At 59.8% G+C, this 22054-nt stretch carries 19 protein-coding genes; 8 read left to right on the top strand and 11 right to left on the bottom strand.

Annotated features, from left to right (window positions below; genetic code table 11):
- Position 1: 1 nt before the first annotated feature.
- Entirely contained in the window at positions 2-1297 is a 1296-nt protein-coding gene (locus GEI7407_RS17425) for a DUF3747 domain-containing protein (RefSeq protein ID WP_015173529.1), read from the bottom strand.
- Between the two features lie 1009 nt (positions 1298-2306).
- Between GEI7407_RS17425 and GEI7407_RS17420 the strand changes: the two genes are divergently transcribed.
- Together GEI7407_RS17420 and GEI7407_RS17415 are read left to right on the top strand one after the other, a co-directional pair.
- A complete protein-coding gene (locus GEI7407_RS17420) occupies positions 2307-2846 on the top strand; it encodes a phycobiliprotein lyase (protein ID WP_015173528.1) in 540 nt (179 codons plus the stop codon).
- Positions 2847-3409: 563 nt separating this feature from the next.
- The gene (locus tag GEI7407_RS17415; protein WP_150109815.1) at positions 3410-4732 is read left to right on the top strand and encodes a tetratricopeptide repeat protein; all 1323 of its coding nucleotides are present in this window, start codon (positions 3410-3412) and stop codon (positions 4730-4732) included.
- 83 nt (positions 4733-4815) lie between these two features.
- Here the strand turns inward: GEI7407_RS17415 and argH are convergent, their stop codons facing one another.
- The 10 genes from argH to GEI7407_RS17365 all read right to left on the bottom strand — a co-directional run bounded on the left by argH (position 4816) and on the right by GEI7407_RS17365 (position 16142).
- Positions 4816-6234, bottom strand: coding sequence for an argininosuccinate lyase (gene argH, locus GEI7407_RS17410; protein WP_015173526.1), 1419 nt, complete (start codon positions 6232-6234; stop codon positions 4816-4818).
- Between the two features lie 150 nt (positions 6235-6384).
- The gene (locus tag GEI7407_RS17405) at positions 6385-6627 is read right to left on the bottom strand and encodes a hypothetical protein (RefSeq protein ID WP_015173525.1); all 243 of its coding nucleotides are present in this window, start codon (positions 6625-6627) and stop codon (positions 6385-6387) included.
- A 214-nt stretch (positions 6628-6841) separates the two neighbouring features.
- Positions 6842-8302, bottom strand: a complete 1461-nt coding sequence (locus tag GEI7407_RS17400) for a PP2C family protein-serine/threonine phosphatase (protein WP_015173524.1) — start codon at positions 8300-8302, stop codon at positions 6842-6844.
- 543 nt (positions 8303-8845) lie between these two features.
- Entirely contained in the window at positions 8846-10753 is a 1908-nt protein-coding gene (ftsY, locus tag GEI7407_RS17395; protein ID WP_015173523.1) for a signal recognition particle-docking protein FtsY, read from the bottom strand.
- A gap of 181 nt (positions 10754-10934) precedes the next feature.
- Entirely contained in the window at positions 10935-11561 is a 627-nt protein-coding gene (gene nusB, locus GEI7407_RS17390; RefSeq protein ID WP_015173522.1) for a transcription antitermination factor NusB, read from the bottom strand.
- A gap of 121 nt (positions 11562-11682) precedes the next feature.
- Positions 11683-12438 (bottom strand): DUF502 domain-containing protein, encoded by a 756-nt coding sequence (locus GEI7407_RS17385; RefSeq protein WP_015173521.1) that lies wholly within the window; start codon positions 12436-12438, stop codon positions 11683-11685.
- Positions 12439-12706: 268 nt separating this feature from the next.
- On the bottom strand, positions 12707-13621 hold the full coding sequence (locus GEI7407_RS17380; RefSeq protein WP_015173520.1) for a glycosyltransferase family 2 protein: 915 nt from the start codon (positions 13619-13621) through the stop codon (positions 12707-12709).
- 106 nt (positions 13622-13727) lie between these two features.
- Positions 13728-14498 carry an HpsJ family protein gene (locus tag GEI7407_RS17375; RefSeq protein ID WP_015173519.1) on the bottom strand — a complete coding sequence of 257 codons (771 nt, stop codon included), beginning with the start codon at positions 14496-14498 and terminating at the stop codon, positions 13728-13730.
- Between the two features lie 191 nt (positions 14499-14689).
- Complete coding sequence (locus tag GEI7407_RS17370; protein WP_015173518.1) at positions 14690-15421, bottom strand: TIGR04283 family arsenosugar biosynthesis glycosyltransferase; 732 nt, start codon at positions 15419-15421, stop codon at positions 14690-14692.
- Positions 15422-15440: 19 nt separating this feature from the next.
- Positions 15441-16142, bottom strand: coding sequence for a TIGR04282 family arsenosugar biosynthesis glycosyltransferase (locus tag GEI7407_RS17365; protein WP_190274151.1), 702 nt, complete (start codon positions 16140-16142; stop codon positions 15441-15443).
- Between the two features lie 228 nt (positions 16143-16370).
- On the opposite strand from GEI7407_RS17365, the gene pgl reads away from it, so the two are divergent.
- The 6 genes from pgl (at position 16371) to minC (ending at position 21910) form a co-directional block, all read left to right on the top strand.
- Positions 16371-17102 (top strand): 6-phosphogluconolactonase, encoded by a 732-nt coding sequence (gene pgl / locus GEI7407_RS17360; protein ID WP_015173516.1) that lies wholly within the window; start codon positions 16371-16373, stop codon positions 17100-17102.
- A gap of 128 nt (positions 17103-17230) precedes the next feature.
- Positions 17231-17893, top strand: a complete 663-nt coding sequence (locus tag GEI7407_RS17355) for an FHA domain-containing protein (protein WP_015173515.1) — start codon at positions 17231-17233, stop codon at positions 17891-17893.
- A gap of 490 nt (positions 17894-18383) precedes the next feature.
- Positions 18384-18818: an FHA domain-containing protein gene (locus tag GEI7407_RS17350; protein WP_015173514.1), complete on the top strand. Its 435-nt coding sequence runs from the start codon at positions 18384-18386 to the stop codon at positions 18816-18818.
- 168 nt (positions 18819-18986) lie between these two features.
- On the top strand, positions 18987-19631 hold the full coding sequence (locus GEI7407_RS17345) for a hypothetical protein (RefSeq protein WP_015173513.1): 645 nt from the start codon (positions 18987-18989) through the stop codon (positions 19629-19631).
- Positions 19632-19648: 17 nt separating this feature from the next.
- Positions 19649-20980: a four-carbon acid sugar kinase family protein gene (locus tag GEI7407_RS17340; RefSeq protein WP_015173512.1), complete on the top strand. Its 1332-nt coding sequence runs from the start codon at positions 19649-19651 to the stop codon at positions 20978-20980.
- A gap of 123 nt (positions 20981-21103) precedes the next feature.
- Positions 21104-21910 (top strand): septum site-determining protein MinC, encoded by an 807-nt coding sequence (gene minC, locus GEI7407_RS17335; protein WP_015173511.1) that lies wholly within the window; start codon positions 21104-21106, stop codon positions 21908-21910.
- Positions 21911-22054: the final 144 nt, after the last annotated feature.

Genomic DNA, 22054 nt, shown 5'->3' with positions numbered 1-22054 from the left:
CCTACTTTTGCGCGCACTTCATGGTTCGCAGAGTGGCAGCCGCTGCGTAGTTGCGCTGGGCTGGCGTGTCCGGGAAGAAAGCGGTTCCCTTTTCATTGAAGGGAGAAGCAACCTCACAGTAAGCGCCCATTTCATCAATCAAAGAAGAAGCCCAGTGACCCTTGGTGTCCGAGAACAGGGACTTGTTCGCTTGGACCGAGGGAGCCTGAGGGCTGATTCCTTGGCTGGTCCGGGAAAATTCAGCGGCGCGGCGCATCACCGCCATCATCTCGGCGCGGGTCACGGCCTGAGCCGGCCGGAAGGAGCCGTCACCATAACCACTGACAATCTTGTTCGCTTTCGCAAACTGAATCTTGGCGGCGCTCCAGCGACCCACCTCAACATCGCCGTAGGGCTTGGTCACCGCTTGGGCGGGCAGCACGACTTTGGAGTTGGGCTGCTTGGCGAGGGCCTCGATCACCATCGACACCAGCTGCTCCCGGGTGAGGGTGCCGTTGGGGCGGAAGGTGTCGTCTTGGAATCCGGCCACAAAGCCAGTTTTGACGGCTTCCTCGATTTCGGCCCGATAGATGTCGTTGGCGATGTCGCGGAATGCGAGGGGCTGAGTAACCGGGGGCGTGATGGGCGGCGTCACCGGGGGCAGAGGCGTCGTCGGGGTGGTGGGATTGCTGGTGCCGGGGTTGGTGGTAGGCGTCGTTGGGTTCGGCGTGCTCGGCTGGCTGCCAGTGACCTGAGCCAGGGTGAGGTCGTTGGTCAGATAAACGTGACCGGTTGCTTTGTCGTTGTAGACGCGCTTGGTCAGGCGCCAACCAGAGTTGAGGTTGATCTTGGCAAAGCCGCTGGTCTTGCCGCCAGCCCGACCGATCTCAACCTGGGGAGCGCTGCGATCGCGGTCATTCACGCCCACCAGCACAATGTCATTGTTGCGGTGCACCATGCGCAGGCTGTAGGACAGCCCCAGGTCTTGGCCCGCCATCCGGATCGAGTAGCCGTTGCTGTCGGTGCTGCGGCCGCAGATGCCTGCGAAGTTGAAGGTCAGCAGCAGCGGATCGATCGTGGTGGGGCTGTTGCCGGACTCGCTCCAGCAGGCCTTGGCATCCGAAACCTGCTCCAAAATCAGCAGCTGGTGGGCTGTGCCCGTGGTGCCTCGGGGGGCTGCCACCACCGCGAACTTGTCTTGAGTAACTTCTCGTTGGCCAAAAGCAGCAGCGTTGACCGGAGCGATCGCCCCTACCGCACTCACAGCGCTTACAGCAGCGGTAGCCAGAGCAGCGAATTTGACGAAGGTAGTTTTCATGGTGGTGGCGTGTAGATGTGGACAGAGCGACAAAGCAGTGAATTGGCAGAGCGTGCTGTGAGCGCTTTGGTAAAGCTCCCTGACGAACGCTCAAACTAGGTCAAAACTGAGGACGAAACCGAAACCAGGGCAGGCGAAACCGAGCGGCCAAGGCCAAAAGCCTCAGGCAACAACCAAAACAAGCGGATTGAGAGAGTCGAAAGCTAAAACGATGTCGAAACGATAAAGAATCGAAACCGCGTTAATCGGAAATCAAAGGGCTGGGGAAATCTGAAGGATAAGGCACCAAACCGATCGAGGACAGATGCTGGAGGCGGGCGATCGCGATCTAGAAAGTTCGTCGAGCGGGCCAACCTCGCCCACTTCGCAACCTAGCCCAGGAGGATAATCACCAGCAAAAACGTAACAAGGGTCAGACCGGATTCGAGCCAGAGGTCAAGGCAGAAATTGGGTGACATTGGGTACCTCTCTCGGAACTAGGGGGGAATTAGAGTGGGAAGGTGGGCGGTCGAAACCGCTTTCCGTCGATAAGTTCATTGTGGGATGGGGCCTGGGGGAAAAGACTGGCGCTTGTTCGAGTTGTGCAACTGTCTCCCAATCGCTCAGCCAGCTATCCCCAACAGATCACCCGCTTTTCCTGATGACGGTTACTTTTGCGACGATCCGCTGCGGGAGATTGCTCAATGATGGGGCGGTGGTTCTTGGGGCGATCGCTCAACTGTCCACCCAACTGTCCACCTAACTGCCCTTCGATTGGTCATCTCCCACAGCCTCAAGGGCGTCAGACCTCGGTCTACAACCGGCGATCGCCCCTCCATCAAACCTCATGCCCATGCTTGACAAATGACGCCCAAGTTTCCTGAAAGTTCTGTGAATTGCAAGACTGTAATAGTTACCGGTATGATGGCTGTATTAAATCAAGAAAAGTAACGATAATTTGCGTTAATGTCTCTCATCTGATAGACAGGCGCGCACGAAAACTACGCTCCAAGAGAGAGGTACGCGCCCCGTGACAACCCTAGCTAATCTCACCCAAACCTCCGGAGAGTCCCTCATTGCCGAATTTTTTCGTCAATCAGAAGGACGGTGGCGCTCAGAGCGTCGCTACTACACCTTGCCCGAGGGCAATACCCAAGAAGTTGTCAGCCTGATTGAGATTGAGTTTTTGCCCCAGGGCCACGACGCCCTGCAAGAGCTCGCCCAGCGCCACGAGCTACCGGCAGATCAGGTCCTAGTGTGCGGCGCAAAAGTAATCTGGGAAAGCACTAACTCCGTATCTGGCCGGACCCAGTCCGAGGGCTCCACGATCTTTGGGGTGCGCGGCGAGATTTTGTACCGCGATCGCGGCTTTGCCACCCCCAAGCCCGTCACCGCCCAGTTCCAGTTCACCAATCCCCACACTCTCTGCCTGCGCACGGAGTACAGCGGCTCTGTCTTCGAAGAAGAGCTCAAGCTAGTGGGCCACAAATACCGCACGCGCCAAACCATTATTTCTCGAGCAGGCGAGCAGCAAATGATCGGCCAGTATCTAGAAAAGCGACTTGCCTAGAAGCCTAGATAGTCGCCCAGCTTTACTCGCTATTTTTTGAATAAACTCTGCAAAAACAGAAAAGCAGATCCTGAGGATCTGCTTTTCTGTTTTTGCAGAAGATTTTGCGGAGACAACCTAGACAAGCGAACTATCGGGCTCAAAGTCAAATGTCATGAATAGAGGCTTAAATCTGACAATTTTGATTGGAAATCGAGGAGTGGAACTGTAATAATGCTGAAAAATATGAGACGAAAATCGCCTCTTTTTCTAAGTGTATATACTTAAATTTTTATTAATGTTTTTCAACGATTGGCGGTGATTTTCATCACAACTGAGCGTGAGGCGTGGCAGTGGCCTGACGGGTTTTCTTCGTCACACTAAGGAAGGGCATTAGTGAGCGAAAGTCTGTGAAGTGCGAGGTGACTGCTCAGGGACTGGGACGGCCTGGGGAGTGGATGCAGAAGGGAGATTATTGTTGTTGCGGTGGTTACAGAGGGTGATGGGTGGCGATCGCGACTGCCTGTGGCCCCTGTGGGTCTTCGTTTTCTCGGTGGGGTTTTAATCGCGTGCTCCAGTGCAAGATGATCCTGAATCGTGACTCTCAAGCGTGGTACGGCCTGGGTAACGCTCTGTTTGAGGCAGGGCGCTACGAAGAGGCGATCGCTCGCTATGACAAAGCTCTCGAGATCCAGCCGACTTCGGCAGAGATTTGGGGCCGGCGCGGCGCGAGTTTGGGCCAGCTTCGACGCGATGATGAGGCGATCGCCAACTTTGACCGGGCGATCGCCCTCCAGCCTGACTTGGCGACGGCTTGGTATGGTCGCGGCTTGGTCCTAGAGCGCCAGGGTCAAGACGACGAGGCGCTCAAAAGCTTTGAGACCGCCCTGGAGCATCACCCGGAATACTACGAAGCGTGGACGTTTCGTAGCTATATGCTGCAAAAGCTGGGCCGCTATGAAGAAGTGGTGGCGGGCTACGAAACAGCGCTCAAACTCCAGCCGGGAGACTACAAAACTTGGTATAACCTGGGCAAGGCGCTGGTCCATCTCGATCGCCGGGAAGAGGCGATCGCCAGTTTAGACACGGCTTTGGCGCTGCATCCTCGCCACTATCGCGCGTGGTACAACCGGGGAGCGACGCTGGTGGAGCTGGGGCGGCCCGAAGAGGCGATCGCCAGCTTTGACCGAGCGATCGCCCTCAAGCCAGACTGCGACTATGCCTGGAAGCATCGCGGCCTAGCCTGGGAGCAGCTGGGCAACTACGCCGAAGCCGTGACGAGCTTTGAGCGGGCTTTGGCTGTCGCCCCCAAGGACTGTGACGCCTGGAAGCACTACAGCTACGCGCTCCAGCGGGTGGGCCGCTACGAAGAGGCGATCGCCAGCCTCGATCAGGTGGTCAGCCTGCAGCCCGACGACCCGCGCAACTGGTATCAGCGCGGCGTCAGTCTGGGCAAGCTCAACCGCTACGAAGAAGCCGTCGATAGCTACGATCGGGCGATCGCCCTCAACCCCCATGACCCCAAAAGCTGGTACAACCGGGGCGTTGCCCTAGAGCACATGGGCTGCCCAGAAGCCGCCCTGATGAACATCAATCGCTCCCTAGAGCTGCATCCCCGCAACCACTATGCTTGGCTGGTGCGGGGACTGCTGCTTTGGCAACTCCGCCAACCCGAAGAAGCCATGGCCAGCCTCGACGAATCCCTGCGCCTCCAGCCCAACAACCCCAGCGCCTGGTACAGCAAAGCGGCCTGGTGCATTGCCCAAAAGCAGCTCGGCCAGACCTTTTTGTATCTGCAAAAGGCCATCATGCTCAACCCCGGCATCTACCGGGCCATGGCCAAAATGGACACAGAATTTGAGCCCGTGCGCAATGACCCGCGCTTTGTGGCTCTGGTCAACCATTGATCTAGGAAGCTAGGAACCAGTGCGGCACGCCTGCGCGCTGAGTCTCAGGCGCAGGCGTATTTCTCACGCAAATCAGGCAGCGATCACGCCGTGGCCTCTGCTGCACCCAGGCGATCGTGGGCGCGGGCGATCGCCTGACGGACCTGCTCAAAGCCAGTGCCACCGTAGCTGTTGCGAGCAGCCACCACCTGCTTGGGCGCGATCGCCTCATAGATATCCGCCGCAAACTGCGGATGTAGCGCCTGCCACTCCTCCAGGCTCAGATCCTTGAGCAGCTTCCCTTGGCTGAGGCAGGTTTTCACCACCTTGCCCACCAGGTTGTAGGCCTCTCGGAAGGGCACCCCCTTGGCGGCCAGATAGTCTGCCACATCCGTCGCATTGGAAAAGTCCTCTGCCACCGCCGCTCCCAGCCGAGCAGGCTGAAACTCCAGACCCTGATCGAACAAGATGGTCATGGCTTCTAGGCAAGCCTCCACTGTTTTCACGCCGTCAAACAGGGCCTCTTTGTCTTCCTGGAGATCCTTGTTGTAGGCCAGGGGCAGGCCCTTCATCATCACTAGCAGCGCCTGCAAGTGCCCGAAAACGCGACCGGTTTTGCCGCGCACCAGTTCAGGCACGTCGGGGTTCTTCTTTTGGGGCATGATGCTGGAGCCGGTGGAGCAGCTGTCGCGGAGGGTGACAAAGCGAAACTCTTCCGACGCCCAGAAAATGACTTCTTCTGAGAGGCGGCTCAGGTGCACCATGATCAGGCTGGCCCCGCAGAGAAACTCGATGGCAAAATCGCGATCGCTCACCCCGTCGAGGCTGTTGCTGTAGACGCTGTCGAAGTGCAAAAGCTCGGCGCTGTAGTGACGATCGATGGGAAACGTCGTCCCCGCCAGCGCGCCGCAGCCCAGGGGCGACACGTTCACGCGCTTGGCCACATCACCTAGGCGCTCCCAGTCTCGCTGGAGCATCTCAAAGTAGGCCAGCAGGTGATGGGCCAAGCTGAGGGGCTGGGCACGCTGAAGGTGGGTATAGCCCGGAATCAAGGTCTCGACGTGCTGCTCAGCGAGACGCAGCAGCACCCCCTGCAAGGTCCGAATTCGCTGGCGAATGTGCCGAATATGGTCGCGCAGATACAGCCGGGTGTCCGTGCCGACCTGGTCATTGCGCGATCGCGCCGTGTGTAGTTTTTTGCCCACATCCCCGATCAGCTCCGTCAGGCGGCGCTCCACCGCAAAGTGCACATCCTCCGCCTCAACTCCCGGCTGAAACTGGCCCTGGCGGTATTCTTGCCGGACCTGCTCGAGGCCCTGGACCAGGGTTTCGCCTTCTTCGGGGGTGATGATGCCAGTGTGAGCGAGCATCCGGGCATGGGCTTGGGACCCCGTGATGTCGTACTCGATCAGCTCGATATCAAACCCGATGCTGGCATTGAACTGGGCGATCGCCGGATGGAGCGCCGACTCAAACCGCTGGCTCCACGTTGCAGATTGGGGAGAAGGAGATGCTGTGCTCAAAGTTTCGTTGTCCTAAACCGTTGCTGGATCAAGGCTACCCTAGCGATCGCCCCGCAAACCGACAAGCTCGCTCCCATCTGGGATAGCCATGACAATCGGCCCAAGAACGCGATCGCCCCTGACCTGGTGTCGTCACTTCCGTTCGCCGTCTTAGTACGCCGTCAAGCTCCGGAACATATAGCCCAGGACCATGCCGATGAGCAGCGCCCAAACCTGGCCGGATTCGATAAAATTCCGAAATCCCTTTTGCATGTCGGCCATAATATCCACCTGGATATTTTGAGCCAGCATCGTCCCGTCCAGAGACGCGTGCCAAATCCACCCTTGGGCCACGCTGTCCCACAGGCTGCCATCGAGGGCCCAACCCACCGAGCTCACCCAAAGATCGCTCATTTTCATCACTCCTTACTTTGGTTCACGCTTGCTGCTTGGCCGCCCGTCCGAACCCCAACCTTTGACACAGCGGCATTGTCAGTAGGAGTTTACAGCAATTTGCCGAGACCTTCACGGCAACCCGCCAAGAACCGCTTCAGCGCAGCCCGAGCCTCAAGTGGTCTGGAATTTGTGGGCTCATGCTGCGCTCCAAACAGGTGCCTTGGGGCGATCGCTAGGGGCTTTCCTCCCCAGACTCGCTGTCTTCTGTCTCCTCCGGCGCCTCCTCCACAGGGTCTTGGACCCGCAGAATAATCAGCGTCATATCGTCCCCGTTGCGGCGATCGGGCCCAATAAACTGCTGCACTTGGCCAAAGAGATAATCCAAGATCTCCTGGGGGTCGTGGTACTGACGGCAGGCCCACTGGAACGCCCGGCTCAGGTTTTCCTCATCAAAGCGATCGCCCCCCTGATTGGCCGCATCCGTGAAGCCATCGGTGTAGTACATCAGCGTATCGCCCGCCTGGAGCTGAATCTGCGCACTCTGATAGCGCGTATCAATGTCCAAGCCAATCAGCATCCCCAGCGTATCGAGGCGCCGCACCGTCTGGGTGGCCGCCTGCCACAGCAGCGGCGGATTGTGGGCCGCATTGCTGTAGGACAAGACCCGCGTGCGGGGGTCATACTCCGAATAAAAGAGCGTGACAAAGCGATTGGAGTTTTCCAGGTCCGTGTACATCACCTGGTTGAGATGCTGCAAAATGCGCGCCGGCGCGTGGCCGTTGAGCACCTCCGCCCGCAGCATCCCCCGCAGCATCGTCATAATCAGGCCAGCGGGCACGCCCTTGCCCATCACATCGCCGATGGCAATGCTCCAGCGGCCAAGCTCGCTGTTGCTCTGCTGGTTGGGGCGCATCTGGCCATAGCTCGCCGGGATGAAATCGTAGTAGTCGCCTCCCACCCGGCTGGCCGTCTGGCAGCGGGCCGCCAAGGAAATGCCGTGAATTTTGGGGCACTGGCGAGGCAGCAGCTGTAGCTGAATTTCAGCGCCGATTTCCAGCTCGCGATCGAGGCGTTCCCGCTTGCGCAGCTCCATCGACAGCTCGTCATTGTCGATCGCCACTGCTGTCTGGTCTGCCACCAGGCGCACAAGCTTCTGGCGCGTCTCTGTCCAGGCATAGCTGGGGTCGTGGCTAAAGACGTACAGGCGGCCCCGCTCGATGTTTTTCACCAAAATGGCGGTGCCGAACAGCTGGACCTGCGGCCCGAGATAGCGACTGACCTGGTGGTCCAGGGCTGCGGTGATCGGAGCGAGGGTCGTAGTGGTGCTGTGGGAGTCGGCGATTTGGCGCGTGGCGCTTTCGAGGGCCTGGCGAATACTCGAGCACTGATGACGGTTTTGGCAGTGCAGCCGCTCAAGACGAGGCGTCCCGTGTTTCAGCAGGATCAGGGCGCCGCCGTCTGCGTCGGTTACGCGGCTGGCAATCAGGGGAATGAGCTCTAGAAATTGATTGAGATTGTTGAAACTGCGCAGGGCAAAGCCCAGGGAGCTTAACAAGTCTTGGGTTTTGTTTTGCTCGCGGTGCAGGCGAGAGACCAGCTCCTTGAGGGCAAACACGGGCGTTCCATCGGGTGTGGAGCCACCAGACCTGTCAGAGGGTTGAGAAGGCTGTTTTGGAACAGGCACAGTCGTCATTCGAGCAAGAATAAGCAGGCCTTTTAAGCGAAAGCGTTGAAAATAGGTTTTTTAAACAGGCAAAAAGCCCAAAAACAGAGCGGGAATAGCTCTCGCAGGGTAAATCCGATGCGGTAAGAGAGCGCTCCCGCAGGGCGGGAATAGAGCCAAAATCCAGCGATCGCGACTAAAAAAGCCTCGTTCTACCAAAGGATTGGCATAGATTCTAGCGGATGCAAGGAACGTGGGAAGAAAACCTGTGAGCTTTTTGGGCAATTTGGCCGAAGTCCTTGAAACGGGTCAGGGCGATCGCCCTTTCCAGTTCTCAGAAGCTCGTCTCCATGCTGGACAGCGCTGCCGCAGAAAGGGTCTGGAGAGGGCGCTGAAGCCCTGGCAGTATCAACCTCCAAGGCTACGAGCAGGCCTTGTGCTGACAAGAATCTCGAAGGAAGTGGCTTGATTGTACACCCGAAGGGTCTGAAACGGCGGGTGATAAACCGAACCTCTCCGCAACAGGCACTGTTGGGAGAGGTTCGAGGGCCTGCACAGAAGGTAGGCCGGGAGTTAACCGTTGAGTAGGGCTTCGACAAATTCGTAGCTGGAGAAGGGCCGCAGGTCCTCGATGCCTTCGCCAGCACCGATAAACCGGATGGGCAACCCGAGCTGCTGGACGACGGCCAAGGCAATGCCCCCCTTGGCGGTGCCGTCTAGCTTGGTGAGGACAACGCCGCTGAGCTGGGCGGCTTCAGCGAAGACCTCTGCTTGGCGGAGGCCGTTCTGGCCGAGGGTGGCATCGAGAACCAAGAGCGATTCAATTTTGGCGTCGGGAGCCTTTTTATCGACAATGCGGCGGATTTTCGCGAGCTCCTCCATAAGGTTTTTCTTGTTTTGGAGGCGGCCGGCGGTGTCGACGAGCAGGAGCTCGATGTCGCGGGACTGGGCAGCAGCGATCGCGTCATAGACGACGGCGGCGGGGTCGGTGTTTTTGCCAGGGTTGGCGATGACCTCGACGCTGCTGCGATCGCCCCATACCTTCACCTGCTGGACGGCGGCGGCCCGGAAGGTGTCCGCCGCCGCGATCAGGCACTTGTAGTCGGACTTGCTGGCGAGGTGGGCCAGCTTGCCGATGGTGGTGGTTTTGCCCGCACCGTTGACGCCGGTCATCAGCCAGATGTTTAGGGTGTCCGGCTCGGGCGCAAAGGCGTAGTTGGCGGTGTTGTTGAGGGGGGTGTCGAGGAGTTCGCGCAGAATCTGCTTGAGGTAGGCGATCGCCTCTTCGGGCGGCAGGGTTTCCTCGCGCAGCTTGCTTTGCAAGGCGGTGATGATGTGGTCGGTTGCCTCATAGCCCACGTCGGCCTGGAGCAGCAGCGCCTCGATCTCCAGCACGGCGTCTTGGTTGAGCGGGCCTTGCCCCACAATGGCCTTGAGCTGGTTGATCAGGCCACGCCGAGTCTTGTCGAGACCTTGGCGCAGACGCTTGAGCCAGGTGATTTCTTCGATGGACACCTGGTCTGGGCGGCGACCCTGGGCCGCCAAAATTTCAGCTGACCACAGGAAGCCTTCGTCGAAGTCGATGGGCAGCACAAACTCTTCGGTCGCAGCGCTGCTCGGGGTGCTGACCTCTGGCTCGGGCTCCTCCATGGCGGTGGCTCGCAGGCGCTCCATCCGCTCCTGGCGATCGGCTTCGGCCTGGGCCCAGAAGGGAAGGGGAGCGGCCTCGACAACCTCTTCTGGGGCATCAGCGGGCGCTTCTGCCTCGGGGGTCGGGGGCTCTTCGGCGATCGCGGGCGCTGCGGGTTCAGCAGCGCTGGCTGCGACGACGGGTGGTTCGGGCTCGACTGCCTCCGGCTCGGCCTCCTCGGGGGCCGCTGGCTCAGCGGCCTCAGCGACGGGCTCGGGTTCAGGGACTTCTGGTTCGGCAGCTTCTGCCTCTGGGCGTTCGGTTTCGGGTTCTGGAGGCGCGATCGCCTCAGGGGCTGTCTCGGCTGCTACGGTCTCCGGCTCAGCTTCCGGCGCTGGGACTTCTGCTGCTGCGACCGGCTCGGCCTCTTCTGGCTCGATGACTTCTGGTTCGGGTTCAGGGACCTCTGGCTCGGCAACCGCTAACTCGGCGATCGCTGGTTCGGCGACCTCCGGTGCAGCCACTTCAGGCTCTGGTTCCGCGACTTCAGGCTCTGGCTCTGCCTCAGGCTCTGGCTCTGGAATAGGTTCAGGCTCAGCTTCTGCCACCGGTTCTTCTGGTGCTGCCGGTTCTTCCAGTTCGTCAGGTTCCTGGGTTTCCTGCTGCTTCTTGATATTCTGGTAAGCCGCCTTGGCCCACTCTAGATAGTCGTCGGCTGCTTGCGCTTCACCAGATTCCTCGCCTTCTGCCGCTGATTCCTCAGCAACCTCGGGCGCTTCTTCCTGCGTGGGTTGTTGCTCTTGAGCCTCTTCCGGGCGACTAAACTGGCGACGAAACCAATTGAATACCATAACTGTTTCCTAACACGACGAGCAGTCAGAACCCCTCACCTGACTCATGAACCGCCTGGCAGTGGGCAAGGCACCAGCGCCCAGAGTCCTGGCTGATGTAACAATTTCTTTCAACTCAAACCTACAGCAATTTGTCCTGCCATGAACCAAGGATTGCGGTCGGAGGTTTGGTTTTGGTGACCTATTTTGCGGCCTTGGTTTTCAGATAGTCCATCACTCGGCGCAGGACTCCGTTGATAAAGCGGCGGCCGTCATCGTCGCTGTAGCGTTTGGCGAGCTCCACGGCCTCGTCAATGGCGACCTGGGCGGGGGTGCCGAGATACATGATTTCGCTGACGGCGATGCGCAGGATATCCCGGTCGACCTTGGGCAAGCGCGAGAGCTGCCAGTTCACCATCGACTCGTTCAAGACCGTGTCGATTTCGGTGCGGTTGCTGGCGGTGGTCTGGGCGAGCTGGAGGGCGTAGGTGCGGACCTCGGTCTGGTTGGTCAGCTGGATCAGCTCCGGAAAATCGATGGCTTGACCAATCCGGTTGATGGCGACCTGGGTGAGCTCGATGGCTTCTTGCACCATCCGGCGAGCGCTGGCCAGGTCGGCAGCCCGAGTTTCGCTGGTCAGGAGGCGATCGCTGCCTCGCTGGAGCTCAGCGGAGGCCGTCTCGAGGGTGTCTTGGGCTTCGGCGGTGAGGGTCCGGACGGCCGATACCAAGAGATTTTGCAGTTGCTGTTTGTCTAGCTGCTCTGGCTTGGTCGGCATTTGGCTCATGCTCAGCAGCGCAAGTTCACGGGCGATTCGACGGGCTTGCATAGCGGCTCTCTTCAGTTGCGGAGGTTCAAACGTTAATAATCTTAACAAGCCTAGGATTCCCGAACCGATGGGGATATTTCGGGATCCCTAGGCTTGCTGAAGGTCAAAAAATGTGTTCGCTCTAGGCGGGCTCTTCTTCCTCGACGGTGATGGATTGGCCCTGGGGATTGACCAAGAGGGGCGTCATTTTGCGATCGCCGGTTACCCGGCTATTGATGCGATCGCTGACCCCTTCGGGCAGGTTCGCCAGCGTCGCCGGGGTGACGATCCCGCCGGAGATCACCACCTTGAAGGCGTCTTCGACCGGCATGCCCAGATCGATCGCGTCGCGAGCCGGCACAATAGCGTACCACCCCGTCGTCGGGTTGGGCGTCGTGGGAATAAACACGCTGAGCATCGGCTCTGGGAAAGCCGCCCCAAAGTCTCCGCCGACATTGCCCGTCACAAAGGCGATCGCCCACATCCCGCGTCGCGGGTACTCCACCAAAATCACCCGCCGAAACTTGCCGCTCGAATCTTTGAGCACTGTTTCCAGCAGCTGTTTGAGCGTTTTGTAGATCGAGCCTGCAAAGGGAATCGCCTGCAAGATCCGCTCGCCCAAATCCAGCAGCCATTGCCCGGCGATGTTGCGGGCCATCAGGCCAATGATCAGGATGCACATCAAGGGCACCGCTAGCCCCACCGCCAAGTTGATCAAGTTGATCACAAACGGATCGAGATCATTAATGGGGTTGAGCTGCTTGGGGACACGGGTCAAAAAATTGACGACCCAGTTTGCCACCGTGATGGTCAGCCAGATGGTTGTGGCTAGCGGAATAACCACAAGAAGACCTGCAATCAGATCGTTCTTTAAGTCCTGTTTGAAGCGTTGGAGCACAGGTAATCCACTCTCCTTATCACTGGCTAATCAAAGGGGGTCCCTCTGGACCGCAAAACCCGGGGAGCGCAAGACTCGGCCTACTACTAATAGTAGTAGAGCCCGTAAAGATTTGTTGCAATATCTCTGAAGACCTCTCACCTTGACCCACCTACCAGATTATCTCAGGGCGATAGATCTCATGCGCCTCCGTATCACAATTTACATTCTTGTGGCGATCGCGCTGACTTTTCAACCAAAAGTCCTCGCTTTTGATTGATCCCCCGGCCTATGGGGCGTTTATCTCCTGAGATGGGGCCGCTGAGGCCTCCGAAAGGCCTGTTTTTCTCGCGGTTGACTGGGGCATCCCCTGCTCATCGAGGGTGGGCACCGGCATGTGCTGAAGCTCCCAAACCTTGAGCACAATCAAGTACTCGTAAAATGCCTGAAGGGTGCACCAGGCAAAGCCTGCTCGCCCATCGAGGATGCCGCCCAGCAGAAAATACATGTAGAAAAAGCGCACCAGCGGCCGAAAGGGGAGGCGCAGGGACAGATCCTTGAGGGCGCGCCGCCGCTCTACCTCGGTTTTGCCCCGGAAAAGCTGCTGCCAGCTCACCTGCCCCTGCTCGAGCTGACGCAGCGTTTCGATCGCCTCGTCGCTGGAGTAGCGATTGTGCTTGTCGATCCAGCGGCTCATGCCCTTGCCGCTGGTGTAGTGGGGATAGGTTTCTTTGAGAAAATCGGTGGGGCCGTCGCAGATTTCCCGCTCGGTGTGGCCATAGTCGCCAAACCAAACCTTGCCGCGCTGGAGCAGCCGCAGCTGGTAGCGCGGATACTGGGTGCTGTGGCGGATCCAGCTGCCCATAAACATCACGCGCTCGGCGACGTAGTAGCCCACCGCCTGGGGGTTGGCGATCGCCTCAAGACACTCCTGGAAAAGCTCGGGCGTCATGCGCTCGTCGGCTTCGAGGATGTAAGCCCACTCGTGCTTGGCCTCGACGGTCTCGAGCATCCAGGTCCGCTGCTTGCCGTGGCTCTCGAAGGCGTGCTGAACAACGCGGACGGGGTAGCGCTGGGCGATCTCAACCGTGCGATCGCTGCTGAGGGAATCCACCACAATCACATCGTCGGACAGCAACGCTGACTCGATGCACGCTGCGATGTCGAGCTCTTCGTTGTAGGTCAGGATAAAAATTGAAAACATGACGATTTTTTTGCTTGAGAGGGAGCGGGCACGGGGCCTTGGAGATATCCTCAGCGTGCCCACCCAGCTTTCGGCAATCCCAGACCTGCTGAAATGCGCGATCGCCCTAGCGCGAACCGAAATTGCGCAGCCCTGTCCAGCCAATAAAGATGTAGCCAGCGGCCAGCAGCAAGCTGCTAATGCCTGTCCGCAGGCCCGACTTGATGGCCTGGTTGCGAGTTTGCTTTTCGGCGGCCAGCTTGCGCGTGCCAATCTCCGTCTTGATCCGAGTGCGAATCTCCTGGGACTGCTTGTCGAGGAACGCGTTCAGGGCCTGGGGATCGTTGCGGAACTGGCGCAGCAAAGACTGCTGCTCTTGGGGAATCTGGCCACTGTTGATGGCTTCATTGAGGCGCTGCTCGTCCTGGACCAGCTCCGTGATCTGGCTGCGCTGGCGCTCGACCTCTTGGCCCAGCCGCGAATCAATCTGGCCCTCAGCGGCCCGTGCTTCTTCGCTGATCTGCTCTAGGGATTGCTTGCTCTCGAGGCGGACGTTGTTAAGGTGCAGGGGGACCGCCAACAGATAAATCAGGCCCAGCAAGCTCGCGAACAGCAGCGTCCAAAATTCGACGGCTTGGCCTGCGCTTTGAGGAGGGGTAGCGCCGCTTGTCCGATCAATCCAGTCTGCAACGAAGATAAAAGAGATGCCGACTAGCGGAATCACGCCGCGATCAACCACCTGAGTAATGAAGTTGATCTGCCATTCTGGACTGAGGAAGTTAGCAGGAATGAGCAGGGTAATCAGGTCTAAAACAAAGGACACTACCAAGATAATGCCAACAACTTTGAGAGCCCGAGAGGCAAAGGGCGCGTAAGATCGGCTGCTAGTCGCTTTCATCGTAGTTTGACTGTGAGTTGGCCTAGAGAATTTTGTGTGGATGAGGAGTCTTCTCAAGCTTACTGGATTGATTAAAAGACTCCAGCCAAATTTCTAAAGACGTCCACAGTCATCGCAAACCCGTGAATGTCACAAAAGTTAGGGCGGGATGGCGATCGCTCAGCGCGAAATTCTGGGCCTCGATGTGGCGGCTAAGAGGAGACGCGCGATCGCCCCTGGCTGGGATGGCGGCTGGGGTGATACCACCGGTAGAGCCGCTCTGGCGAGACGCCGAGAGAGTAGAGGGTGAGCAAGGTCCAGTTGCGCAGGGTGCAGTAGAGGATGCCTTCGCGCTCCCAGCGGCGGGCCGAGACCCGGACGCGATCGCGCAAAAAGATCGGGCGATCGCCCCGGCCCTTGAGCGCTTCCATGAGGGCCACGTCTTCCATCAGGGGCTGTGGGGGGTAGCCGCCGACCTCCCAGAAGGTGCTGCGCCGCAAAAACAGGGCCTGATCGCCGTAGGGAATCCGGGTCAAGCGCGATCGCCAGGAAGCGCACCGAGCCAACATTCGCAGCGATCGCCGGGGGGAGTCAATGGCTAGGTCAAAGGCCCCCGCCACTCCGCGCCCCTGGCGAATGACCGCCAGCGCCTGGGCCAGACCCTGGGGCGGCAGCTCAGCATCGGCGTGCAAAAACAGCAGCACCTCCCCCTGGGCCGCTTGGGCGCCCGCATTCATCTGGCTGCCCCGGCCCTTTGGCGCGGTGATGCCCCGCACTGGCACCCCGCAGTCGGCGATGTGCTGGAGCGTGGAGCCGTCGCGATCGCCGTCCACCACAATCACTTCGAAGGTCAGGCCTCCCTGCTGAGCGGCCAGGCGCTCCAGGGCCGCCTGGATGGCGGGGCCTTCTTTCAGAACCGGAATGATCACGGATACATCGACCATAGTGGGCAACACAAGGAGGTTAGGGTCGACCCGGGAGGGCGGCCAAGGACATCAGGGCCAACAGATCCGGGTGAGCCTGTAAATACTGAACAGTGCGCAGATGGTCTTGGTCGTGGTTGCGCTGGTAGTAGGCCTGCAGGTCTTCGAGGGTGTCGATGTCTGACCAAAGGGGAAGCTGGTGAACCGTGCGATCGCAGCCCGCAAAGCGAGCCAGGGTCGTTTCAAGCACGGTGCTGGTGCTCCAAGCAATCTGCTCGAAGACCACCGTCGTGAAGTGCTGTACCGAAAAGCCCAGGGTATAGTACCCGCCGTCCTCGGTAGGCCCGAGGACCCCATGGCACCACTCCAGCGCGGCAAAGCCTTCTTGCAAGATGTCGAGGGGTAGATCGGGGCTGTCGCTCCCGACCACGAGCGATCGCCGGTAGCCCTGGCGAAACGCTATCTGAAAGGCTGCTGCCATTCGCTGGCCCAGATCCCCTTCGCTCTGGGGGTAGTAGCGCTCCTCAGGGCCGAGCCATGCCGCCACGTCGGCCCCCGCAGGCGCGTAAAACACCAGTCGATCCGCCGGTAGCTGGCGCAGGCGATCGAGCCAGTCCGCCACAAAGCAGCGATACAGCGCCGTGGCGTGGGTTTCGCCCACCGTGCGCGCCAGTCGAGACTTGACTGGGCTCGTCCCCGGCACTTTTACAAAGATCAAAATGCAGTCGCTCGAAATCGCCATAGACATCGAAGAAGAGACTCTCCCAGGCACATCTGGCAGGGCGATCGCCCGTTTCCATTCTCTCAGCTTCCTCGAAGCAGCCCCCAATCTCTACCGAGGGACACAAACCAAAATCACTCTGGAAAAGCTTCGGAAGGGGCAAAAACCCGCGCTACACTTGCGGCAACTCTGGCGCTGCGGACGAGCCCTCCGTCATTGCCAGACCGCCGTTATGGAGACCCGAATCCCATGAAGCCCTCCGTTGAAGTGCTGCCTGACAAGGCGGCGTTGATCGAGCGATCGCTGGTTGTGGTCGTCGAGCGCCTAGAATCCGCGATCGCGGCTCGGGGCCAATGCACCATCGCCCTCTCGGGGGGAGGCACGCCCCGACCCCTCTACGAGGCCCTCGCCCAGCAGCCTCTGCCCTGGGACAAGGTTCACGTCTTTTGGGGAGACGAGCGCTACGTGCCCGCCGACCACCCCGACAGCAACGAGGGGATGGCCCGCCAAGCCTGGCTCGATCACGTCCCTCTGCCCCCCGAAAACATTCATCCCATGCCGACGGACGAGGCCGACCCCGCCGTGGCCGCCGCCAAACATGCCGCCCAGCTGCAAGACTTTTTTGGGACGGCGCCGGGAGAATTTCCGCAATTTGATGTTATTTTGCTGGGAATTGGAGATGATGGCCATACAGCTTCTCTTTTCCCTCACACCCAGGCTCTTCAGGTGTGCGATCGCCTGGTGACGGTTGGTAATAAAGACGGTCAGCCCCGAATTACCTTTACAGTCCCGCTGCTCAACTGTGCTCGGTCTGTTGTATTTATGGTTGCGGGTGCGAGCAAGCAGGCGGCCTTGGACCATATTTTTGCCCCCACCGACGACGACAACCTCTATCCCGCTCGGCTAGTTCGCCCCCAGCAAGAGTGTCTGTGGCTGCTCGATAGCGCCGCTGGCGCAAAACTGTCACACGAGGTGGCCTAGAGCCTGGGCGATCGCGCCACAATCACGATGAATCCTGGTGGGCGATCGCCCGCGTTCCCTGTTATCCTCACTGCCCCACTTCCCTTCACACCGCGCTCCGCCGTGAGCGGCCTGATCCCATACCGACTATGATTGTCTGCCCAAACTGCAATCACCCCAACCCCGATGGTGCGGTTCAATGCGAAGCCTGCTATACGCCTTTGCCAGCCACCGAAGCCTGCCCCAACTGCGGCACCACCGTGCAGACGGACGCCCTCTTTTGTGGTCAGTGCGGCTTTAATCTCAAAGCGGCCCAGCCCCTTCCTGGGGCAGCGCCACCGCTGCCGCCTCTGCCAGATCTAGGGAGTGTGCCCCAGCCCGCCCTCGATCTGCCCGCTGAGCCGATCCTGCCCCCGGCCCCTCTGCCGATGATGGAGCCAGCTGCTGCGCGCGCGACAGAAGGCTCCCAGACCCAGCTTCAGCAAATCTCAGCTCGCCTGCTCCACATCCAGACCAACACGCAGATCGAGCTGCCTCTTCATCTCAGCGTGATTCACATCGGCAAGCCCAATGATCGGATTCCGCCGGATGTGGATGTGTCGGGTTTCCCCAGCTCAGACATCGTGTCCCGCATCCACGCCGACATTCGCTTGGAGGGAGACGCCTATTTTATTGAAGATGTGGGCAGCGCCAACGGCACCTATATCAATCATCAATCTCTGCTGCCCGGCAATCGCCATCGCCTGCGATCGGGCGATCGCATTTCCCTGGGCAAAGGCGATCTGGTGACGTTCCTGTTCCAAGCATCCTGAGCGCCCCGCCTGCCAAAACGGTGGTTGTGGAATACCCTGGGCCGACTGCGAGGGCGATCGCCTCTGATGGGAAGCGTTGCCCCGGATGCGGCCAGTTCTGAAGGGCCAGTCCTGCCTGCTAGGCACCCAAATCGTGAAGTTTAGGAATCACCATGGCTTTGGCTGGCTGTGGATGTCAAAATTAAACTCTTCGAGTATTCTGAAAGTCACCCCTAGTCGTCTTGCTTTTATAGCGTTTTGGCCGTGTGTATAGGGCTGACTCTCCACCCTAGCTCTCTCCGGATGAGCCAAGCTCAGGGGTTTCTGACGTCGTCCTTGTTTCTTGCGAAAATGCGATCGCTGCTGGTGGCAGGCTGAACTGGCTCCCTAGCCGAGCAGATGAAGGGGGCAGCTGCCGTTTTGCCTCGATTCTGTCGGGGAGCGCAGCAGGCTATGGTAGCTTTTTCCTGATCGTTATCTTTGACAACGATACTTATTGGCGCTCCCAAATGTGATTACGCTGACTCTTTTGCATCCGATTCAATCGATCCCAGTCCAGAGCTGGACCTTCGAGCATGAGCCTATAGTGCGGATTGGACGTGCGACCGATAACCATGTGGTTCTCTACAGTGCAGTGGTTTCGCGTCATCATGTCGAGCTGCGGGGCCAGGGGTCTCAGTGGGAAGTGGTCAACTTGGGCACCAACGGGACCTATTTAGACGGTAAACGGGTAGATCGGATGTCTGTGGTGGATGGGGCGATTATTCGGCTGGCGCGCTCGGGACCCAATATTCAGATTCGCTTGGGAGCGGGAGCCGATCAGGATGCAGGGCGGACCCTGGCGAGTACGCGCACGGTGTTGCAGCGCCTCAGCACCCGGGTGAGTGACGTGGCGATCGCCGAAACCGAGATCCGCTCAGCTCCCCCACCGCCCCCCGACGCCTAGCCCCCAAGAGGGCGAGATCGGAACTTTGCGCGAGAGCGATGAGTCTGGCCACTGAGGTCAACGGCATGGGCGGGTGCGCGGCGCAATCAGCAAATGCCCAGATCAACTCCCAGACAACAATTGCTATTTTGGAAAAACGGGCCATCCCAGAGTGAAGAGGGCTGTGCGGTGCGACCGGATATTCAGGGCTTAGAATTTACGCGCGGAGAGATCAGGCGGCTGAGCGGGGTCGGGCTAGACGCTGTGTATCGGCCTTCGACCTGGAAAAAGTTTGCGGCGGAGCTGGCCAAAACGGGTTTGATTGTGGTGCTGCTGACCCTGAGCTGCGGCCTCTTGAGCATAGTGATGCCAGAGCGATTGCTGCTGTTGGTGATCATCCACGGCTCGGTGGCGCTGGGTCTGCTCATTGACGATCTGCGCCGGATTGCTTTTAGCCGCCGCCATCGCCATCTGGCCAATCTCCTCGACGAAATCGCCCAGTTCAATGCGGTGGTGCGGGCGATCGATATTAATGATCAAATCGAAGCGGTGGGCAATCCGGGGGTGGCGATTCAAGATCGCGATCGCGTGATTGAGGCCCTTGATCTGACGCGCGAAGATATTGTGCGGGCGCTGCGAACGGAGCGAATTTTGCGCAAAAACGCCCAGTTTATTCGCCTCAATCCGGAGCTTTTTGCCAATAATCTCAAGACGCTGACGGCGCTCCAGGTGAGCGATCAGGCGAGTGAGCACGCTCGCTTGCTCAATGAGGCGCTGCAAATTGCCGTGGGAGTGCGCGAAGAGATGAGAAAATTACAGGGTCAGCGTCCCTAGAAAGCTTTGCTGGTGCCATGACCGAAACGCCCAAAATTATTGTCCTAGATGACGATCCAACCGGGTCGCAAACGGTGCACAGCTGTTTGCTGTTGACGCGCTGGGACGTGGAGACGCTGTGCCTGGGGCTGCGGGATGAGGCGCCGATTTTCTTTGTGCTGACCAATACGCGATCGCTGCCGCCCGAGCAGGCGGCGGCGGTGACCCGTGAGGTCTGCCACAACCTCAAGATCGCGATCGCCCAGGCAGGGGTACATGATTTTTTGGTGGTCAGCCGGTCTGACTCGACGCTGCGGGGCCACTACCCCATCGAAACTGATGTGATTGCCGAGGAGCTGGGGCCGTTTGATGCTCACTTCTTGGTGCCGGCCTTCTTTGAGGGAGGACGCTTTACGCGCGAGAGCGTCCACTATCTGATGGTGAAGGGCGTGCCGACGCCGGTCCACGAGACGGAGTTCGCGAAGGACTCGGTGTTTGGCTACCACCACAGCTATTTGCCGGACTATGTGGCCGAAAAGACCCAGGGACGGATTGCAGCAGCGGCCGTGGAGCGCTTTTTGTTGGCGGATGTGCGCTCCGATAGTCGCGATCGCCTCCGGCACCTGGCGAACAATCAGTGCGCGGCGGTAGACGCCGAAACCCAGGCCGATCTCGATCGCTTTGCGGCTGACGTGCTGGCGGTGGCCGCCGAAGGCAAGCGGTTTTTGTTTCGCAGCGCGGCCAGCCTGCTGACGGCCCTCGCGGCGCTGCCGCCCCAGCCCGTCGCCCCAGAGGCTATGGCGAAATACACCCGCCAAGGGGCACCGGGGGCGGTGATCGTGGGCTCCCACGTGCGCAAGAGCACCGAGCAGCTAGAGCATCTGCTCCAGGAGCCGGGAGTGGTCGGGATCGAAGTTGCGGTGGAGCGTCTGCGGGATGAGGGGACTCAGGCCCAGGCTGCTTTGCGCTCTGAGGCGATCGCCCAGGCCGAAGCAGCCCACGCAGCGGGCAAAACCCCGGTGATCTACACCAGTCGGCGGGAGCTCACCTTTGAGACGACCCAGGCTCGCCTCGACTTCGGGGCCAATGTTTCGGCATTACTGATGGAAATTGTCCGGGGGCTGCCGCCAACCCTTGGATTTTTGATCAGCAAGGGAGGCATCACCTCCAATGATGTGCTGAGTACGGGGCTGGCCTTGCGGACGGCCCGCCTGCTGGGCCAAGTCCTCGCTGGCTGCTCTCTGGTTCGCACCCCGACTGACCATCCCCGCTTCCCCGACTTGCCCGTGGTCCTCTTTCCCGGCAATGTGGGCGATGCAGACGGTTTGGCCACGGTGTATCGCCGCCTGAGCCAGCACTCCGAGGCCTAGGGTTCTCTTGCGGTTGGGAGTGGTCTTTGGCAGCGCCGCTACGCTAGGATCCCTGAGCGGGCGGCTTGCTGTCTGCCAGGACTCCCAATATATTTGATCCATCGCAAACCAGGCTTGATTTTCATGAGTGCCGACGCCCCCCAGCCCCCGGCTGTCACGCCCCTTCCTGAGTCGTCCTCGGATCCGGATCGCCATCGGCAAGTTCGCCTCAAGAGCGAGGGCGGTCGACTGTTGCTGACGCTGCCTGCGGAGGCAGCGTCTGAGACGACCCCCGCTCCCCTGCCAACGACCTGGACCGAACTGTGGCAGCAGCTCAAGCAGCGCCTGACGGGGGGCGATCGCTTTTGGCAGCCCAACACGACGGTGCACCTGATTGCCCGCGATCGCCTACTCGATAGCCGCCAGCTTCAGGCGATCGCCGACGCCCTCGCCGAAGTCCAGCTCCAGCTCAAGCGCGTCTACACCAGCCGTCGCCAGACCGCTGTGGCCGCCGCCACCGCAGGCTACTCCGTCGAACAGCAATCGGCGATCGCCCACCTGACCCAATCCCCTGACGACAGCGCCGCCAAAGTTCTCGACGAACCCCTCTATCTCCAAACCACCCTGCGATCGGGCGCCGAAGTGCGTCACCCTGGCACCGTTATCATCTGCGGCGACATCAACCCCGGCAGCTCCGTTGTGGCTGACGGTGACATCCTGATCTGGGGACGCCTGCGCGGCATCGCCCACGCCGGAGCCGCCGGCAACACCCGCTGCCGCATCATGGCCCTGCAAATGGAGCCCACCCAAATCCGCATCGCCGACTACGTCGCCCGCGCCCCCGAAAATCCTCCTGCCCAGTACTACCCCGAAGTCGCCTACGTCACCCCCGACGGCATCCGCATCGCCCAAGCGGCCGACTTTCTCAAGCAGCAGCAGCCGCGCGCCTAACCTCCCCAGCCCAGCTGCCCAGATTCCCCTGCGGCAGCCCCCTCCCAGACTCCTGCAACCCCGCTTGTCATCATTGCCCCACTCTCTCTCCCCAAGTCCTTGGTGGAATGCCCCAAGCGCTTTAAGATAACGGGAAAGCTTGCG

It is taken from the genome of Geitlerinema sp. PCC 7407, assembly GCF_000317045.1.
Lineage (GTDB): Bacteria > Cyanobacteriota > Cyanobacteriia > PCC-7407 > PCC-7407 > PCC-7407.
Note: the sequence above shows the minus strand (reverse complement) of the source record. Positions and strands in the feature narration are given on the sequence as shown.

Coding starts and splice junctions, on each gene's coding strand:
- GEI7407_RS17415 (WP_150109815.1), top strand. CDS start 3,410: ATGATCCTGAATCGTGACTCTCAAGCGTGGTACGGCCTGGGTAACGCT.
- GEI7407_RS17370 (WP_015173518.1), bottom strand. CDS start 15,421: ATGGTCGATGTATCCGTGATCATTCCGGTTCTGAAAGAAGGCCCCGCC.
- minC (WP_015173511.1), top strand. CDS start 21,104: ATGAGTGCCGACGCCCCCCAGCCCCCGGCTGTCACGCCCCTTCCTGAG.
- ftsY (WP_015173523.1), bottom strand. CDS start 10,753: ATGGTATTCAATTGGTTTCGTCGCCAGTTTAGTCGCCCGGAAGAGGCT.
- GEI7407_RS17405 (WP_015173525.1), bottom strand. CDS start 6,627: ATGAGCGATCTTTGGGTGAGCTCGGTGGGTTGGGCCCTCGATGGCAGC.
- nusB (WP_015173522.1), bottom strand. CDS start 11,561: ATGCAAGCCCGTCGAATCGCCCGTGAACTTGCGCTGCTGAGCATGAGC.
- GEI7407_RS17340 (WP_015173512.1), top strand. CDS start 19,649: ATGACCGAAACGCCCAAAATTATTGTCCTAGATGACGATCCAACCGGG.
- GEI7407_RS17365 (WP_190274151.1), bottom strand. CDS start 16,142: ATGGCGATTTCGAGCGACTGCATTTTGATCTTTGTAAAAGTGCCGGGG.
- GEI7407_RS17425 (WP_015173529.1), bottom strand. CDS start 1,297: ATGAAAACTACCTTCGTCAAATTCGCTGCTCTGGCTACCGCTGCTGTA.
- GEI7407_RS17380 (WP_015173520.1), bottom strand. CDS start 13,621: ATGTTTTCAATTTTTATCCTGACCTACAACGAAGAGCTCGACATCGCA.
- GEI7407_RS17375 (WP_015173519.1), bottom strand. CDS start 14,498: ATGAAAGCGACTAGCAGCCGATCTTACGCGCCCTTTGCCTCTCGGGCT.
- GEI7407_RS17355 (WP_015173515.1), top strand. CDS start 17,231: ATGATTGTCTGCCCAAACTGCAATCACCCCAACCCCGATGGTGCGGTT.
- GEI7407_RS17400 (WP_015173524.1), bottom strand. CDS start 8,302: ATGACGACTGTGCCTGTTCCAAAACAGCCTTCTCAACCCTCTGACAGG.
- pgl (WP_015173516.1), top strand. CDS start 16,371: ATGAAGCCCTCCGTTGAAGTGCTGCCTGACAAGGCGGCGTTGATCGAG.